This window comes from Zymomonas mobilis (assembly GCF_006715975.1).
GTDB classification, from domain to species: domain Bacteria; phylum Pseudomonadota; class Alphaproteobacteria; order Sphingomonadales; family Sphingomonadaceae; genus Zymomonas; species Zymomonas mobilis_B.
The window spans coordinates 1790671-1806741 of the sequence record NZ_VFOF01000001.1; the positions used below are offsets into that span (position 1 = coordinate 1790671).

General features: G+C 46.3%; 17 protein-coding genes and 1 pseudogene. All 18 read left to right on the top strand.

Going from position 1 to position 16071, the window contains the following annotated elements:
- Positions 1-67: 67 nt before the first annotated feature.
- The 18 genes and pseudogenes from ubiG (at position 68) to FBY58_RS07875 (ending at position 16042) form a co-directional block, all read left to right on the top strand.
- Positions 68-859 (top strand): bifunctional 2-polyprenyl-6-hydroxyphenol methylase/3-demethylubiquinol 3-O-methyltransferase UbiG, encoded by a 792-nt coding sequence (gene ubiG, locus FBY58_RS07790; RefSeq protein WP_141920406.1) that lies wholly within the window; start codon positions 68-70, stop codon positions 857-859.
- Between the two features lie 105 nt (positions 860-964).
- Entirely contained in the window at positions 965-1510 is a 546-nt protein-coding gene (locus tag FBY58_RS07795) for a peroxiredoxin (RefSeq protein WP_260432153.1), read from the top strand.
- 199 nt (positions 1511-1709) lie between these two features.
- On the top strand, positions 1710-2579 hold the full coding sequence (locus FBY58_RS07800; RefSeq protein WP_141920407.1) for a helix-turn-helix transcriptional regulator: 870 nt from the start codon (positions 1710-1712) through the stop codon (positions 2577-2579).
- 194 nt (positions 2580-2773) lie between these two features.
- The gene (locus tag FBY58_RS07805; protein WP_141920408.1) at positions 2774-3901 is read left to right on the top strand and encodes a tetratricopeptide repeat protein; all 1128 of its coding nucleotides are present in this window, start codon (positions 2774-2776) and stop codon (positions 3899-3901) included.
- 45 nt (positions 3902-3946) lie between these two features.
- A complete protein-coding gene (gene tilS / locus FBY58_RS07810; protein WP_141920409.1) occupies positions 3947-4936 on the top strand; it encodes a tRNA lysidine(34) synthetase TilS in 990 nt (329 codons plus the stop codon).
- A 167-nt stretch (positions 4937-5103) separates the two neighbouring features.
- Positions 5104-7071 carry an ATP-dependent zinc metalloprotease FtsH gene (ftsH, locus tag FBY58_RS07815; RefSeq protein WP_260432154.1) on the top strand — a complete coding sequence of 656 codons (1968 nt, stop codon included), beginning with the start codon at positions 5104-5106 and terminating at the stop codon, positions 7069-7071.
- A 131-nt stretch (positions 7072-7202) separates the two neighbouring features.
- Complete coding sequence (locus tag FBY58_RS07820; protein ID WP_141920410.1) at positions 7203-7610, top strand: hypothetical protein; 408 nt, start codon at positions 7203-7205, stop codon at positions 7608-7610.
- A 55-nt stretch (positions 7611-7665) separates the two neighbouring features.
- Positions 7666-8952 carry a glutamate-5-semialdehyde dehydrogenase gene (locus FBY58_RS07825; RefSeq protein WP_141920662.1) on the top strand — a complete coding sequence of 429 codons (1287 nt, stop codon included), beginning with the start codon at positions 7666-7668 and terminating at the stop codon, positions 8950-8952.
- A gap of 50 nt (positions 8953-9002) precedes the next feature.
- Positions 9003-9644 (top strand): annotated as a pseudogene (locus FBY58_RS07830) (nicotinate-nucleotide adenylyltransferase); the annotation flags it as partial.
- Positions 9645-9652: 8 nt separating this feature from the next.
- The gene (gene rsfS / locus FBY58_RS07835; protein WP_141920663.1) at positions 9653-10054 is read left to right on the top strand and encodes a ribosome silencing factor; all 402 of its coding nucleotides are present in this window, start codon (positions 9653-9655) and stop codon (positions 10052-10054) included.
- A gap of 78 nt (positions 10055-10132) precedes the next feature.
- The gene (locus FBY58_RS07840; protein WP_141920412.1) at positions 10133-10561 is read left to right on the top strand and encodes a 23S rRNA (pseudouridine(1915)-N(3))-methyltransferase RlmH; all 429 of its coding nucleotides are present in this window, start codon (positions 10133-10135) and stop codon (positions 10559-10561) included.
- Positions 10558-11748: a murein hydrolase activator EnvC gene (locus tag FBY58_RS07845; protein WP_260432155.1), complete on the top strand. Its 1191-nt coding sequence runs from the start codon at positions 10558-10560 to the stop codon at positions 11746-11748. The genes FBY58_RS07840 and FBY58_RS07845 overlap by 4 nt, the downstream gene beginning before the upstream one ends.
- 138 nt (positions 11749-11886) lie before the next feature.
- On the top strand, positions 11887-13248 hold the full coding sequence (locus FBY58_RS07850) for a S41 family peptidase (protein WP_141920413.1): 1362 nt from the start codon (positions 11887-11889) through the stop codon (positions 13246-13248).
- A 53-nt stretch (positions 13249-13301) separates the two neighbouring features.
- Positions 13302-13907: a disulfide bond formation protein B gene (locus FBY58_RS07855; protein WP_141920414.1), complete on the top strand. Its 606-nt coding sequence runs from the start codon at positions 13302-13304 to the stop codon at positions 13905-13907.
- Complete coding sequence (locus FBY58_RS07860) at positions 13877-14434, top strand: demethoxyubiquinone hydroxylase family protein (RefSeq protein WP_141920415.1); 558 nt, start codon at positions 13877-13879, stop codon at positions 14432-14434. Before FBY58_RS07855 ends, FBY58_RS07860 begins: the two co-directional genes overlap by 31 nt.
- 5 nt (positions 14435-14439) lie before the next feature.
- The gene (locus tag FBY58_RS07865; RefSeq protein ID WP_141920416.1) at positions 14440-14868 is read left to right on the top strand and encodes a hypothetical protein; all 429 of its coding nucleotides are present in this window, start codon (positions 14440-14442) and stop codon (positions 14866-14868) included.
- A 144-nt stretch (positions 14869-15012) separates the two neighbouring features.
- Positions 15013-15405 carry a hypothetical protein gene (locus tag FBY58_RS07870; RefSeq protein ID WP_260432156.1) on the top strand — a complete coding sequence of 131 codons (393 nt, stop codon included), beginning with the start codon at positions 15013-15015 and terminating at the stop codon, positions 15403-15405.
- A 157-nt stretch (positions 15406-15562) separates the two neighbouring features.
- Positions 15563-16042, top strand: a complete 480-nt coding sequence (locus FBY58_RS07875; RefSeq protein WP_141920418.1) for a hypothetical protein — start codon at positions 15563-15565, stop codon at positions 16040-16042.
- Positions 16043-16071 lie beyond the last annotated feature (29 nt).

Sequence of the window (16071 nt, forward strand, 5' to 3'; positions counted from 1 at the left end):
ACGCTCAAAATTATAGCAGAAAACCAGCTTTGCAGACGCAAAGGCGATTTTGTAGGGATGTATTATAATGAAAGCAAGCGCTGCTTCACATTCATTGTCAACCAAAGAGCAGACTTCTGATAAAAAAAATACTCAGACTTCTTCGACAATTGACCATCATCAGGCCACCCATTTTGGCAAAATGGCAAAGGACTGGTGGAATCCATTTGGCAGTTCCGCCATGCTCCATCGCATGAATCCGGTCAGATTATCGTATATCCGGCAGGCGATTGATCAGTATTTTGTAACTGCTTTTGGAAACCCTTTCCCTTTAATGGGGAAAAAAGTGCTGGATATCGGCTGTGGCGCTGGTCTTTTGAGCGAGCCATTAAGCCGATTGGGGGGCGATGTGACTGGAGTCGATGCGGCTTCAGAGAATGTTGCAGTCGCAAAAGCCCATGCCGAACAGCAGCATTTAAAGATAAACTATATGGCGGGTGATCTTGAAACGGTTGAAGACAGCCATTTCGATCTGATCACCGCAATGGAAGTTTTGGAACATGTGGCCGATCCCGCAGAATTTATACAGGCAATCGCGGCAAAGCTGGATCAAAATGGCCTTTTGATCTTATCGACGCCGAACCGGACTTTGCTTTCTAGAATGATGATTATCGGAATTGGCGAAACTTTGGGCGGTATTCCGGCCAAGACGCATGATTGGAGCCGTTTTTTAAAACCGGAAGAGACAAAGGTTCTTTTGGAAAAAGCCGGTCTCGTCATGACTGATATCATCGGGATGACATGGACGCCGTTACGTGGCTTTAGTTTAAGCCACAATAAAGCCGTCGATTATTTAATGACCATTCAAAAAAAGAGTTAGTTCCCTTCATCAAAAAAAAACATAAAATTAACATATCTTGTGTAAGTTGACTATGTCTTCAAATAAACCGCAAGAACAATGCAGAATAGTTTTGTGAATTTTTATATGATCAAAAAAATCGCTTCATATTTCAGTGCCTATGTTCTTTGCGGTCTATTTTCGTTGATAGCTGGAACGCCAAGCTATGCGCGTCTCTCTATGGGATTTCATGCGCCGCCTTTTGAAGCCTCTGGTATGATGATGGCGATGCCTTTCCATTTCAATCTTGATCAGACATTGAAAAATGGCCCCGCAGTTCTCTATTTTTCGGCGGCAGGAATGGATCTGGGTTGTCGCGAGGATGCTCAGCCACTGCTGAAAGCGGCACCTAAATTACGGCTTTATGGTGCTTTTTTAATCGCCTTTTCAGTAACTGACCAATCACCGTCTATTCTCCGCAATTGTCGGGTGCAGTTGCCAGTAGCGATTGCCAATCAATCCATTACAAAGCTTTATGCGGTTAACTATCCTCTCTCTCCGGCGCAGAATACCACCTATGTCATAGCGCCTGATCGCCGGATATTATTAACCTATGTATCGGATGATCCGGCCAGCCATATGGCGAAGGCGATGGAGGTTATACAAAATTGGCAGAAATCAGGCAGAAAATAACCGACATTATGCGCGGCTTTATTGTATAGAGAGCCAAGCTTTCACCACAAAAGACAAAAAACCGTGTTTTAATCATGGTTAAGGAATATATTTAATTTTTGGTTCAGTTAATATTACTTTTGATTTGTTAGAATACCAGCCGATGTCAGTTTAATGAAATTATTATAAGTAAACCAAAATTAGGAAATCGGGGAGTTTAATGAAGGGCGAATATAATGATAAACCGGAAAATGATCCCGTCATCCACCAAACGGAGACGGGTGAGAATATCGGGGACATTTTAAAAAAAGCCCGCAAGGCAAAAAAATTGACCTTGGAAGAGGTTTCCAGACAGACCCGTATTCCCATTCGTCATCTGGAATCGCTTGAAGCCAATTCGACCAAAGGTTTACCAGCGACAACCTATAGTGCCGGTTTTGTCAAAACATACGCCCAATTATTGGATTTAGACGGTGCCGATATGGCCGCCCGTTTTCGGCAGACGATGGGTGAAGCCACTCGTCAGCAACCGATTATCGAGCCCTATGCCCCCGCTGACCCGACCCGCGTCCCGCCCTTACGCTTGATTATTCCCTGCTTGGTTGCCGCTGCCATTATTATCATGGGTGGAATTATATGGAACCGGCATCATGTTGATGCATCGCTCTATACCCAAAATCAGACTTCTTCTCTTGGGAATATCGACGGTGAAAATAATACATCCGCAGAAAACGGGACAGATACAAAGCAAAGCCAAGCGATAGCCGGAAGTGAAGACGGCAAAGGTAAAGTCGTTTTATCTGCGACAAAATCGGTTTGGCTTCGCCTTTATGACGGAAAATCAGGTCCTGTTTTGGTCGAAAAAACGCTTAATGCGGGTGAGCATATTGCCGTGCCTGATACGGCCAAGAATCCGATGTTACAGACCAATCACCCTGAATCCTTAACCATTGCCCTTGATAACAAAATTTTGCCAGCTTCTATATTGCCGACCAAACGGGTCAAAGATTTTAGCCTGCTTGAAAATAATCTTGTTAAGGTGACGACTGTGCCGTCATCATCCTCTGCTATGTATAATTATGGCGGATAAGGCTGTTTAAAGACAGGGCGTTATTGTGGTTAAAACCAGAGTAAATATTGACCCCGTTCCGGCTTAGTGCTTTGTTCTGTAAAATACAATCAGGCCATGCAGCCTTTATGAACTGTTCATCGCCTATCATCTAAACAGACTGTGCTTTACCCAGTAGTCCGTTAAGATATTCCGTAATAAAGGCGGTTTTGCGCATGGATAGCATGGAATTAAAAATGAAATTACACCGTAAACTGCTTCTTATCTGTTTGTTGTCCAGCTTTATAACGGCGCCGCTTTTTGCCGCCGCAACCGATAGCCAGAGTCAGCAGATTGAACAGCTTCAAAAGCAAATGCGGGCTGTTCAACGGAAAGTTTTCTCCGATGGCAAAAATCATGAAATTGTTTCGCCGGAAATAACGGCTCCGGCAGCTCCGGCACAGCCGCAGCAAACAGAAACAACCAATCTGACAACAGAATTAAGCGCCCGCATAGATTCGCTGGAACAATCCATGACCCAGCTGACGGCGCAGTCTGAAGAGAATAGCCACCGTCTTCGTCAAATGGAGCAGCAATTCGAAAATTTCAAAACGGAAGTGCAGTCTCGTCTGACGGCTCCGGCAGAAGCTGGGGTGACGGGTGATACCGATCCGGTCAATATGCCCCCCCAAGCAGCCGCGAGCACAAAGCCGACAGCAGAAGCCCTGCCACCGAGAAATGCGGATACCGCCTCTAACCTTTCCAAGGCACCAAAGGCGATAGCGACCAAAGAGGCTCCTATCGAGAAAGCAGTTCCAGCCAAAGCTGCTGTTGTGGCAGATAAGAAAGCGCCCCCAGCGATAGCGGCAGCTGCGCCAGTTGCATCAAAAGCAGCACCGGAGAAAGTCGCCGCAACAGCACCGAAATCGGTAGCAGGTTTAATTTCAGAGAATGCTGAACCGAATAGCGATCCTGCGGAGCAGGTTTATTCAGCCGGATATAAGTTGTGGAATGACAAGCGTTACCCTGAAGCGGAAACGGTTTTAAAATCTTTCATTGCCAAATATCCGAGCCATCCCCGAGCAAGCTATGCCCGCAATTTGTTGGGGCGTTCTTATCTTGATGCCGGAGAGCCTGCACAAGCCGCAGAAATATTCTACAGCAATTATCAGAGCATTCCCCAAGGCGCACGCGCACCGGACAGCCTTTATTTTTTGGGACAGTCACTTATGACTTTAAAGCCCGCCCGTCCCAAAGATGCCTGTAAAGTTTATGCTGAATTGTTGGATGTCTATAGCGACAAGATCAATGATTCTTTAAAAGACCGCATCGGGAAAGCACAGACGCAGGCCAAATGCCGTTAAGCGACGGTTATAGCGCTGACAATATCAAATTTTCGGGAGTTTCTGGTGAAGGGTGAATTAAGAAGCCTCTTGCAATCCGAGCTTCATATTTTTCATGAAGCTGTGAATAGAGCGTTATCGTCGCCTTTATCAGGGAAGTTAGGCATCGCTGTTTCAGGGGGGAGCGATAGTCTCGCCCTGTTGCTGTTAGGAGCTGCCAGCGATTTTTTGGTGGAAGCGGTCACGGTCGATCATGGGATGCGGCCTGAAGCGGCAGAAGAAGCTCGATTCGTAGCGGATATTTGCCAACAGATCGGTGTTTCGCATCAGATTTTAACGACCACCATTCAAGCCAATGGCGAAGGTATGCAGGCAGCAGCACGCATCCGTCGTTATGCATTGATGGCGAAATGGGCCAAAGAAAAGCAGGTCGGCGCGTTGATGACCGCGCATCATGAGGATGATCAAGCCGAAACCTTTTTGATGCGAGCCGCGAGAGGAAGCGGCCTTAACGGATTATCGGCTATTCGCCCCGATGTCGTCATCTCGGCCGAGGATCAAAGTTTACGGCTGTTGCGGCCATTATTGGGATTTAGCCGTTCCGATTTGGCGGCGATTGTTCAAAAAGCTGGTTTTACTTTTGTGAGTGATCCATCGAACGACAATCCACATTATGATCGCACCCATTTTAGGCGATTATTGAAAGCGTCACCTTGGATTAATCGCCAGCATATTGCGGAAACTGCCCGTTATTGCCAGCAATCGGAAGAAGCGATTGAATGGATGACAGATAAAGAAGCAGCCGCCCGTATCCGGCAAAAAGGCAGTGTTCTTTATCTTGATCCGACAGATTTACCGATAGAGATTTTACGGCGGCTGGTGTTGAGATGTATGGATAAAACAACGGGAAAAACAGCCTTGAGAGGGGCTGCGCTATCCCGTTTTATTGCCGCCTTGCAGCAAGGAAAGAAGGCTATGCTGGCTGATGTTATTGGTCAAAGCGGTGACTATTGGCATTTTTCCCCTGCCCCGCCCCGTAAAAAAGCAGCTTTATAACATAAGATTAAAATTTGGGTCATTGTTATCAGCGAAACAACGCTTATGTTGATAAATATTAGAGGCGCCGGTCTTCTGCAGTCTTTACCCAAAGCGCTGTTGTATGATCCTTTAAACAGGGAGCTCCCCTGCCGGACAAATGTCCGATGAAAGGCTTAATATAATATATGGCTATGAACGACAATAATAAGAAACCACAAGGCCCGCAGGCGAATAGCTGGATAAAAACACTTCTTATCGGAGGTGGTATTATTGCTGCGATGACTTTGGCGGTAACTTTCTTTGATGGCAGCGGAGGACATGACCGCAGCGTCACCAATGTGGCTTATTCTGAATTTTTGAATCGTGTCGATAACAATGGCGTCAAAGACGTTACCATTGGTCATGATGAATTAAGCGGCCATTTTACTGACAGCAGCGCGTTCAAAACCGTAGCCCCCAGCGATCCTATGTTGGTTCAACGCTTGCAGAGTAAAAATGTTACTTTCAGAGCCTTGCCAGAAGATACTGTCAGTTTTTGGCAGATATTATTGTCGCAATTTTTACTGCCTTTCATTTTATTTGTTGGCTTGGGCTTCCTCTTCGTTCGCCAGATGCAAAAAAATGGCGGCGGCGGCGCTATGGGTTTTGGAAAATCCCGCGCCCGCTTGCTGACTGAAAAGCAGGGACGCGTTACCTTCAATGATATCGCCGGTATTGAAGAAGCACGGGAAGAGCTGGAAGAAATTGTTGATTTTCTGAAAGATCCAACCCGTTTTTCCCGCTTGGGCGGTAAAATTCCGAAAGGTGCCTTGTTAGTCGGTCCTCCGGGAACGGGTAAAACCTTGCTTGCCCGCGCGATTGCCGGTGAAGCCGGTGTGCCTTTCTTCTCAATCTCTGGTTCTGACTTTGTTGAAATGTTTGTAGGTGTCGGTGCAAGCCGTGTCCGCGATATGTTTGAACAGGCCAAGAAAAACGCGCCTTGCATCATCTTTATCGATGAAATTGATGCGGTTGGCCGTCATCGTGGCGCAGGGCTTGGCAATGGCAATGATGAACGCGAACAGACTCTTAACCAGCTGTTGGTTGAGATGGATGGGTTTGAAGCCAATGAAGGTATCATCATTTTAGCGGCAACGAACCGCCCTGATGTGCTTGATCCGGCTTTGCTGCGTCCAGGTCGTTTCGACAGACAAGTCATTGTACCTCGTCCGGATATTGAAGGCCGTTTGAAGATCCTTCAAGTTCATATGAAAAAGACGCCTTTGGCGCCCGATGTGGATGTCAGAACTATTGCAAGAGGCACGCCCGGATTTTCCGGTGCTGACCTTGCCAATATCGTCAATGAAGCGGCCTTGTTAGCTGCCCGTAAAGGCAAGCGCTTGGTTGCGATGAGCGAATTTGAAGAAGCCAAAGATAAAGTGATGATGGGTGCGGAACGCCGTTCCGTTATCATGACCGAAGAAGAAAAACGGTCAACGGCTTATCATGAAGCCGGACATGCTTTGGTTTCTTTGCATATTTCAGGATGCGACCCTTTACACAAAGTAACCGTCATTCCGCGTGGTCGGGCTTTAGGTGTCACTTGGAATTTGCCAGAACGCGATCAGCTGTCAATCAACATCAAGCAAATGAAGGCCAGACTGGCTTTATGCTTTGGTGGACGTATTGCCGAACAGCTTATCTATGGCGAAGATTCGCTTAATACCGGTGCTTCGAATGACATTCAGCAGGCAACCGATATGGCGAGAGCGATGGTTACCGAATATGGTATGTCACCCCGTTTGGGATGGCTCCGTTATCGTGAAAATCAGGATGAAGTCTTTTTGGGTCACAGCGTTTCACGTTCCCAGAATATTTCAGAAGATACGGCCAAAATCATCGATCAAGAAGTACGTGTTCTGGTTGAAGAAGGCGAAAGCCGCGCCCGTCAGGTTTTGACTGATAATATTGAAGAGCTGCATCGCTTGGCGAATGCCCTCATCGAATATGAAACCTTGAGTGGTGAAGAAGCCAAACGCGCTATTGCCGGTGAAGCGATCACGACGACAGAGGTTAAACCTCAGGTCACGATACCGATTGCTGGCGGTGCTTCGGGTGTTCCGAAAAGTCCCCCTTTTAGTGGTTGGGGCAATGCTGCGCCTCAAGGGGCTTAGAGCCTGGACAATATTTAACAAAAGATTTTAACCGGACAGAAAGCCTGTTTCCCTTAAAAGGAACAGGCTTTTTTGTAAAAACCGATTTTTTACGTCATCTTTCCTTCATTTTATTCTATAGAAGATGGATTATGTCCCGCTCGATTTTTTCTTTGCCTATGATCGCCGCTGCGCTTTTTTTGTCGTCGCCATTGATAGCCGCCGATCTGCCTGCTGCACCTGCTATGAGCGTCCAGCAATTTTTAAACAAAGCTAAGCGTCTTAAAGACAAAGGGCCCTTTGCTTTACTATCGCCTGATTTTGACTTGCTTAGCAATGTCGGAAAAGCCGCAGATAACGCATGGAAGGCACAGCTGACGCATAGCCCGAAACCGGCATGTCCGCCTTCAAGCGACATTTCTATCAAAGATAGTGACTTCATGGGTTTCATGCGTGCCATCCCCAAAGAAGAAAGAGATCAGACTTCGGTCAGTGATGCTTTCGTCAAGGGTATGAATAAACGCTATCCTTGCCAAGAAGCTTCAACGCCCGCTTCCTAGGTTGAATGGGCGATAATGTAATCAAGCCTGATAATGAAGAGGCGGAATGAGTAAAATGACTGGCGAAAATATGAACCAAGCCGATCCCATACAAACCATCGAAATCATGGCGAAAAAGGCGCGTCTTGCTAGCCAGATTTTAGCGCAAGCGCCGACGGGACAAAAGGCAGAAGCGTTGTTGGCGACGGCTCAGGCTATTCGTGAACAGTCAGCTGATATTTTAGCCGCCAATGCCAAAGATGTTGCGACGGCTGAAAATAACCAATCGACTTCGGCGATGGTTGATCGTCTGCGCTTAACAGAAGTCAGGCTTGGAAATATTGCTAGTGCATTAGAAGTTATTGCCCAATTAGATGATCCGGTTGGGCAAATTATTGACCGAAAAACCAGACCAAATGGTTTGGAATTGACCCGTATTAGGGTGCCAATTGGGGTCATCGGGATTATTTATGAAAGCCGCCCGAATGTCACGATTGATGCCGCAGCCTTGACCTTGATGTCTGGTAATGCCGCTATTTTGCGTGGTGGTTCCGAAGCTATCCACAGCAACAAAGCCCTTTATCAGGCGATGCGACAAGGCTTGAGAAAAGCCGGTTTACCCGAAGAAGCAATCCAACTGGTGCCGTCGACCGATAGAGCTTTAGTGGGTGCGATGCTCAGGGCGAGCGGTTTGATTGACCTCGTTATTCCGCGCGGTGGAAAATCTTTGGTTGCGCGGGTTCAACAGGAAGCCCGTGTTCCGGTTTTGGCACATCTGGATGGTATCAATCACATATATGTGCATCAGGACGCCGATCCCGAAATGGTCGAAAAGGTCGTTGTGAATGCCAAGTTGAGACGCACCGGCATTTGTGGTGCGACTGAAACCTTGTTGATTGACCAGAATTATCAGGTTGAACATGTAAAATACCTTCTGCAATCGCTGTTGAATGCAGGATGCGAAATCCGCGGGACAGAAGAAATCCAGAAGCTGAATGCGGCTGTCAAAGCGGTTTCGGAAGATGACTGGAGCACCGAATATCTGGATTCGATTTTATCGGTTCGTTTTGTGAAAGATATGGACGAAGCTTTATCGCATATCGCCCAATATAGTTCTCATCATACCGATGCTATCCTGACTAAAAATCAGGCCATTGCTGAAAAATTCTTGGCCAGCGTCGATTCCGCGATTGTCATGTGGAATGCATCGACCCAGTTTGCGGATGGGGGAGAATTCGGTTTGGGTGCCGAAATCGGTATCGCAACGGGACGGATACATGCGAGAGGCCCGGTCGCGCTTGAAGGGCTGACCAGCTATAAATGGCAAGTACGTGGCACAGGACAGATTAGACCTTTGGCCTAAGCTCTCGCTATTCGTAGAATGCAGAATTCAATCTTCGAAAACAGGCATATGCCTCGATGAAAAAATTAACAGGTTTACTGGGCGGCTCTTTCAATCCCGCCCATAAAGGGCATCGCTATATTTCATTATGGGCTCATAAAGCCTTAGGGCTTGATGAAATATGGTGGATGGTTTCGCCCGGTAATCCTTTAAAATCGCATGCTCATGATATGGCGTCGTTACCGGATCGCTTTGCATCAGCGCATCAAGCTGCCCGTCGTAGCCCGATCAGAGTGACGGCAATTGAGAAAAATTTGAACTGCCGATTTACGGTGGATACCCTCCGTCGATTGATCCGCCGCTATCCAAATCGCCGGTTTATCTGGCTTATGGGCATGGATAACCTAAAACAATTTCAAAAATGGAAAAACTGGCAACAAATTGCACGCATGGTTGTGATTGCGGTCATTGCCCGTCCGAGTTATGATAACAGAGTTCACGCCGTGAGGGCGATGGGCTGGCTGCGGCGATTTGTCCGACCCGCAAGCCGTTCACATTATTGGACTGATTGGAGGCCGCCGGCACTTGTCTTATTACGCTTTCGTCCTGATTCCTCTTCTGCAACGGCTACTCGGGCAAAACAGCCTGACTGGCATGAGGCATATTCAGGCAAAGCATTACGAGATGCCGTTACATGGCGACCTATCAGCTAGGAGGTAAATTGCCTGCCCCTTCGTCTCCCCGTAAAAGTCAAACGTCTTTTGATCCGGAAAAGTTATTAAAACTGGTTACCGATGCTTTGGATGATGACCAGGCTTTGGAAATCGTTTCGATTCCTCTCGCCGGAAAATCCAGCATTGCAGACTATATGGTAATAGCCAGTGGACGTTCTTCACGTCAGGTAACAGCCATGGCTCAAAAGCTGGCCGATCGCATCAAAGTAGCAACGGGTTATGCCACCAAATTAGAAGGCTTGCCTTCTGCTGACTGGGTGTTGCTGGATGCTGGAGATATTATTGTCCACCTCTTCCGGCCGGAAGTCCGCAGCTTCTATAACCTTGAAAGAATGTGGGGCTTTGGTGATGAATCAGATCGTCCGGTTTCACAATCTGTTTTGTCATAATAATGTTTTAAAAAATTAAAGCTGTCTTTTCAGAGCGTATGACAATAATTTTTTAACCGGTGGTCGAGAAAGAGGGCCATGAAGATTCATATCATTGCCAGAGGACGGATTGGTCGTTCACCTGAAGGCGAACTTGTAGAACGCTATATGAAACGACTTTCATGGCCTTACCGGATTACTGAATTGCCTGACCGAGCCAGTAACACGCCCTTACCCCCTGCCCCTCCCCATTCGATCACGGTCGCGATGGATGAAAAAGGAAAAACATGGCGTTCACTGGAATTCGCCCGTAAAATAGGCGGTTGGCAGGATGAAGGTCGCTCTGAAATACGGTTTTTAATTGGTGCTGCCGATGGCTTACGCGATGAAGAACGCGCGGCAGCCGATATGTATTTTGCCTTTGGTTCTGCAACATGGCCTCACATGTTGGCACGGGCGATGCTGGCTGAACAGCTATGGCGTGCCAGTGCAATTTTGTCTGGTCACCCTTATCATCGTGAAGGATGATGCCGAAAGAAGGTCATGACAGCAAAACAGGCAGGTGTTCTCTAACCATTTATTTCTGCCTTAGTTGTTTTGGCCTTTTCTCTTTCGGGGCGAATGGCGCTGTTATAGAGGCCAATGAAAGCAGTATTTCTTCTTCTAAAGAGCTATCAATCGCCAAGAAAAATGCCGATCTTTTAAAAAAAGAGGCGGTTCAGGCGCAAAAAGAATCCCGATTTTTTCTTTTAAAAGCGCTGCCTTTGGCGGCCGATATCCAAAAGCTGCAACGACAGATTGATAGAGAAAAAGTAAATCTCGCCAATATTGAGCATGAGCGCCAAGAACAGCAATTAGAACTAGCAAGACAAAGAAAGCCCCTGACAAAATTGGCAGCTGCCTTGGAAAGAATGGCCAGATATCCGCTGGCGATGACCTTCATCCAGCCCAATAGCACAGGCGACATTATCCATTTGCGCGAGATAATAGCGGCAGCCCGACCGATCATCCAACAAAGGTCCGCCAGTGCTTTAAACAAGATTGCAGCGATCAATAACCTGTATCGAGATCGTGAAGAGATCATTAATCGGATCAAAAAAGATCAGAATGTATTGGAAGAAAAGCGGCAATATTTTTTATCATTGGCGCATAACGGGCAGGAACAGGCAGAAAACTGGTTATCGCAAGCAATGTATCAGGAAGATGCCGCGATTGCTGCAGAACAAGAATTACGAGATAAAGGACGAATGAGACGGAGATCTCTTTCTCAAAAAATTATTTGTCCTTTTCCATTGTCTGATTGGCATATTCCCGTGGAGGGTTGGGTTAGTCAAAATAGTGACGAAGAAGCCATTTATATTATAGCTCCCCAAAATGCCGAAATCTCATCACCACAATCGGGTGTTGTGCTTTATGCGGGCGACTTCAGAAGTTATAAGCAAGTTGTTATTATACGCCACAAAGGTGGATATACTTCATTATTAACTGGCCTTGATAAAGCTGCTGTAAAGACCAATCAGCCGATAAAAGAGAAACAGCTTGTTGGTTATGCCGCCGGATATTTATCTGAAATCGGTTTTCAGGTAAGACATAACGATGAGACTGTGGCTTTATGGCCTGATATAAAGGAAGCTCTCCAGCAAAATGGTCGATCTGCTTGCAATTTCTTAGCTGACCTTGCACAAGAAAATAATACAGAAAAGAAGACGCCATAATAAAGGCCTTGTCATCGACCAAGATTTATCTGCTTTTATAAAAAACGCATGTAAGCTGGCTGACTATCTCGGCAGATTTTACGACAAAAACGGGCTATAATCTGCAATGCCTGTCATGGATGGACAAAGTAAAGACTGATGAAAATAAAGAAATTACGGCTTCCCCTCATTATTGCTTTGGCCAGCACAGGCATGTTGATTCCGGCTTTGACGTCTTCAATGGCTGCCGTCGATAGCCAGAATACCGATACCTATCATCAGCTTGACCAGTTCATGAGAGTCTTTGAACAGGTTAAAAGCAGCTATGTCGATAAGGTGGATGATCAGAAATTAATACAGGGCGCGATTGACGGGATGTTGTCCAATCTCGATCCGCATAGCTCTTATATGAATGCCCATCAATTCGCGAATATCAAGACACAAGCCGATGGCAATTATGGTGGTTTGGGTCTGACGGTTATGGCTCAAGATGGCGTTTTAAAAGTCATTAGCCCGATGAAAGATACGCCATCATGGCGCGCTGGTTTTAAAGCGGGTGACTATATCACCCATATTGATGGCCAGTTTATTTATGGCTCGAATATTGATGATTCCGTCTCAAAAATGCGCGGTAAGCCAGGAACACCGGTTAAACTGACGGTTGTGCGTCCTGGCCGTGACAAAGAATTTGATGTCACATTAACGCGCGAAATTATTCAGGTTCAATCCGTCAAATGGGCGATCACCAACCATATCGGGGTTATCACGGTCAGCTCTTTTTCGCATAATGTCGGAGCGGATGTTACCAAGGCCATTGCTGATATAGAAAAGCAGAATAAAGGCGCACCTTTGGGATATATTCTCGATTTGCGCTCTAATCCAGGTGGGTTGCTGGATCAGGCGGTCGCCCTTTCCGACATCTTCCTTGATAGCGGCGAAGTTGTTTCTGAACGTGGACGGGAAAAAACCGATATCCGCCGTTATTTTTCAAAAGCAGGTGATCTGGCCAACGGTTTACCCGTTATTGTTTTGGTGGATGGTGGTTCAGCTTCTGCATCAGAAATCGTCGCAGGTGCATTGCAAGACCATCATCGGGCTTTGATTATGGGTACCCGCAGTTTTGGTAAAGGATCGGTACAGACGCTGTTACCGTTGGGTGATGATACCGCGTTACGATTGACGACTGCCCGTTATTATACCCCGTCAGGCCGTTCCGTTCAGGAAGGTGGTATCCAGCCGGATATCATTGTGCCGCAGCTTTCTGACCCTGATTACAAAACCCGCCCGCGTTTGCGTGAAGCAGATTTGTTGCGTCATCTGGTAAATCAGGCTAATACGGATAACAGTTTACTGGAAGATGATAACGGAAAAACCGATCCCCAGTTTACGGCGACACCGGAAAGTCTGAAAAAAGAAAATATTACCGATTTTCAGCTGGATTATGCGCTGAAAACGATTGGCAGAGTTACTCGAATACCCGCACAACCTGCCAAAGAGAAACAAGCCGGAAAATCTTCCTAGATAAACGGCAGCAAATAATTAGATTATAAAGTTTGGCACATAAGGATCGGATTATGGCACTGAGCACATCCCCAGCGCCCCAAGGTAAGAAACCTTTGTACAAAAGGTTGATAGAATGGGCTCTTCACACGACGGGTGATCAAAGATTATTATTCGCGCGCTGGATTGCTTTTTTATATCCGACAATTTCAATGATAAGTGCATTGGGATCGGAATATATTGGTCATTTATATCCTTGTGAAATGTGCCTGTGGCAAAGAAAACCCCATTATATTGCGATTGCATTGATGGTTTTTTCTTTTCTATTGTCTTTTATCTTTTCCAAGAAACCGTCTTTAAAAGAATATATTCGGCCTTCTGAGAAAATATTAACCTTGCTGGCAGCTTTTTCCATTGCTGTTAGTGGTTTTATCGGGGCGTTTCATGCAGGAGTCGAATATCATTGGTGGCAGGGTATAACGACCTGTTCGCTGCCTATTACGGGTAATAATACCCAAGCCATGTTCAATGCTATTATGAATGCGCCTTTTGTTCGCTGTGATATTGCGGCATGGACATTATGGGGCATTTCACTCGCCGGCTTTAATGCCATATTTTCTACAGGGGCAGGATTGGTGATAGCGCTTTTATGTCTGAATTATCTTCCCAAACGCCATTAGAAACAAAGATTTCCAAAAAAGAACGGGATTCGATGATCCGTGTTGATCATGCCGGTGAATATGGCGCTATCCGTATTTACGCAGGTCAACTCGCGATTATGGGAGATCGAACTGGCCGACTTTCGAAGATGATTACCCGAATGGCGGCTCAAGAAGATCGGCATTTTGCAGGTTTTGAAAAGCTTATTCAGGAACGGAATGTCCGCCCTACCCTGTTCCAGCCTGTCTGGAAAATAGCGGGTTTTGCCTTAGGTGCGGCAACCGCCTTGATAGGCCCAAAGACGGCTATGGCCTGTACAGCGGCAGTCGAAAGCGAAATTGACGAGCATTATAAAAGCCAGATGGAGAAGCTGGGCTCGGATGACAATCAGCTGAAAAATATGATTGCCGATTATCGGGAGGATGAGTTGGAACATCGTCGCCATGCGATCGAGGAAGGCGCCGAGCATATTCCAGCCTATCCGGTATTTTACAGCCTAGTCCGGTTAGGATGTCGCGCGGCTATCGAATTATCAAAGCGTTTTTAAGCGCGATGAGTATTTCATACAGATATAAATCGATTGTATCCGCAGCCCTCCTTAGTTGTGTTGGTTTGGCGGGGCAGCCGCTTTACGCGCATCATGAAAAAACAGAAACTTTGGGCAATCGTAAATGGAGTGATATTCCCAAAGGAGTCGCTATTTCGATTATGCCACCGGTAAAAGCCAGCGATGGCATGCCCAAGCAAATGGTTATATTTGGTAACGAGAACTGTCCAAAAGCACCGGATGACGAAACTATTATTGTTTGCCGCCGTTTACCTGAGAGCGAGCGTTACCGTATTCCGGTCGCTATGCGTGAAGAGAACCGTCAGCTAAAAGAAGAAGAGCATAAACGTCTGCATCGTAGTTGGGATCAAAGAGTTCAGGATATGGGGCTTTTATCTGCGCCAGATATGAATAATCCTTTCAAAGGCAATTAAAATATCTAACAAAGATTTGATCTTTTCCTCTAAAAATTACAGTTTTCTGTCTGTAATAAGGCTGGATAAAATCGCGATTTGCAGACTAACCTGTTTGTGGCATAATAATATTATTACATTACTAGGCAACCGGTGGATAATCCGATGAAAAATGTTACCAAATTTTCTTTGTTTTTCGCTTTACCCGTATCGTTAGCCGGTATTGCCTTCTTATCACCTTCGGTGGCGAGACCTCCTACGATGACGGTTTATGGCAATGAATCCTGTCCGTCGGGCTATATTTGCGTCACCAAACCGGCTGGCGATAAATATCGGGTGCCGGAAGAGTTACGGGACGAAGAAAGAAATAAACCAGACCAGCAGAGTTGGGCATCACGTCAGCAAATTTTCGCCGGAGCGGGCGCACAGGGTGCCGGAAGCTGCACATCGTCGGGATCAGGTTCCGAAATGGGATGCGGACGGGTTGCTGCACAAAATGACGTTGCCGAAAGACGGGCAGCCAAAGAACGGCTGAAAAACAGCGCTATGCCACAATAATGCGGGTGGAGATGAGGGGCGTTCTTTCAACAGGGAATGAATGCCTCTCCCACTGTTTTGCCATCTGGTTCAGTTAATATCAACATTACGAAGATTATTATTTTTAAATAAAAAATATTAAATTTTTTATATAATATATCAAAATTCAGGAAAAAGCATGAAACCTGATTTATTGTGGCGTCCGATTGCGGCGCTTTTGGTGGCAGGTTTATCTTTTATGGCCTTGCCTGTAGCAGCGCAAGAAACGACCATGTGGGATGCTTTAACGCCTGAAGAACAGCAAAAATTGAATACAGAAAGCGCGTCTGAACGGGTTATTTCTCTGGTCGTCTATGGCGAAGATAAATGCCCGCAAGGCAAAGGCAATGAAATCGTTATCTGTGCCAGAAAGCCGGAGAATGAACGGTATCGTTTACCGAAGCGATTCAGAGATCAACAAAAACAAAAATTTGCCAATAGCGCATGGGGCCCAAAAGTCGCCGATTTGGAACGAACCACATCAACGGGTCTTCCGACAAGCTGCACGACATCGGGCTCAAATGGTATAAGTGGTTGTTATCACCAGTTTATTATGGATTCGATAGCAGAAAGACAGCAGCGTAAGACTTCGAAATATGACGATCCCGATAACGAATAAATAGTCTTTATTGTTATCAAAAAGGTTAG

Excerpts from the sequence above, each read along its gene's own strand:
- FBY58_RS07865 (WP_141920416.1), top strand. The coding sequence starts at position 14,440 with ATGAGTATTTCATACAGATATAAATCGATTGTATCCGCAGCCCTCCTT.
- FBY58_RS07845 (WP_260432155.1), top strand. The coding sequence starts at position 10,558 with ATGATGCCGAAAGAAGGTCATGACAGCAAAACAGGCAGGTGTTCTCTA.
- FBY58_RS07805 (WP_141920408.1), top strand. The coding sequence starts at position 2,774 with ATGGATAGCATGGAATTAAAAATGAAATTACACCGTAAACTGCTTCTT.
- ftsH (WP_260432154.1), top strand. The coding sequence starts at position 5,104 with ATGGCTATGAACGACAATAATAAGAAACCACAAGGCCCGCAGGCGAAT.
- FBY58_RS07820 (WP_141920410.1), top strand. The coding sequence starts at position 7,203 with ATGTCCCGCTCGATTTTTTCTTTGCCTATGATCGCCGCTGCGCTTTTT.
- FBY58_RS07860 (WP_141920415.1), top strand. The coding sequence starts at position 13,877 with ATGTCTGAATTATCTTCCCAAACGCCATTAGAAACAAAGATTTCCAAA.
- FBY58_RS07855 (WP_141920414.1), top strand. The coding sequence starts at position 13,302 with ATGGCACTGAGCACATCCCCAGCGCCCCAAGGTAAGAAACCTTTGTAC.
- FBY58_RS07850 (WP_141920413.1), top strand. The coding sequence starts at position 11,887 with ATGAAAATAAAGAAATTACGGCTTCCCCTCATTATTGCTTTGGCCAGC.
- FBY58_RS07840 (WP_141920412.1), top strand. The coding sequence starts at position 10,133 with ATGAAGATTCATATCATTGCCAGAGGACGGATTGGTCGTTCACCTGAA.
- FBY58_RS07870 (WP_260432156.1), top strand. The coding sequence starts at position 15,013 with ATGAAAAATGTTACCAAATTTTCTTTGTTTTTCGCTTTACCCGTATCG.
- FBY58_RS07800 (WP_141920407.1), top strand. The coding sequence starts at position 1,710 with ATGAAGGGCGAATATAATGATAAACCGGAAAATGATCCCGTCATCCAC.
- FBY58_RS07875 (WP_141920418.1), top strand. The coding sequence starts at position 15,563 with ATGAAACCTGATTTATTGTGGCGTCCGATTGCGGCGCTTTTGGTGGCA.
- FBY58_RS07795 (WP_260432153.1), top strand. The coding sequence starts at position 965 with ATGATCAAAAAAATCGCTTCATATTTCAGTGCCTATGTTCTTTGCGGT.
- ubiG (WP_141920406.1), top strand. The coding sequence starts at position 68 with ATGAAAGCAAGCGCTGCTTCACATTCATTGTCAACCAAAGAGCAGACT.
- FBY58_RS07825 (WP_141920662.1), top strand. The coding sequence starts at position 7,666 with ATGACTGGCGAAAATATGAACCAAGCCGATCCCATACAAACCATCGAA.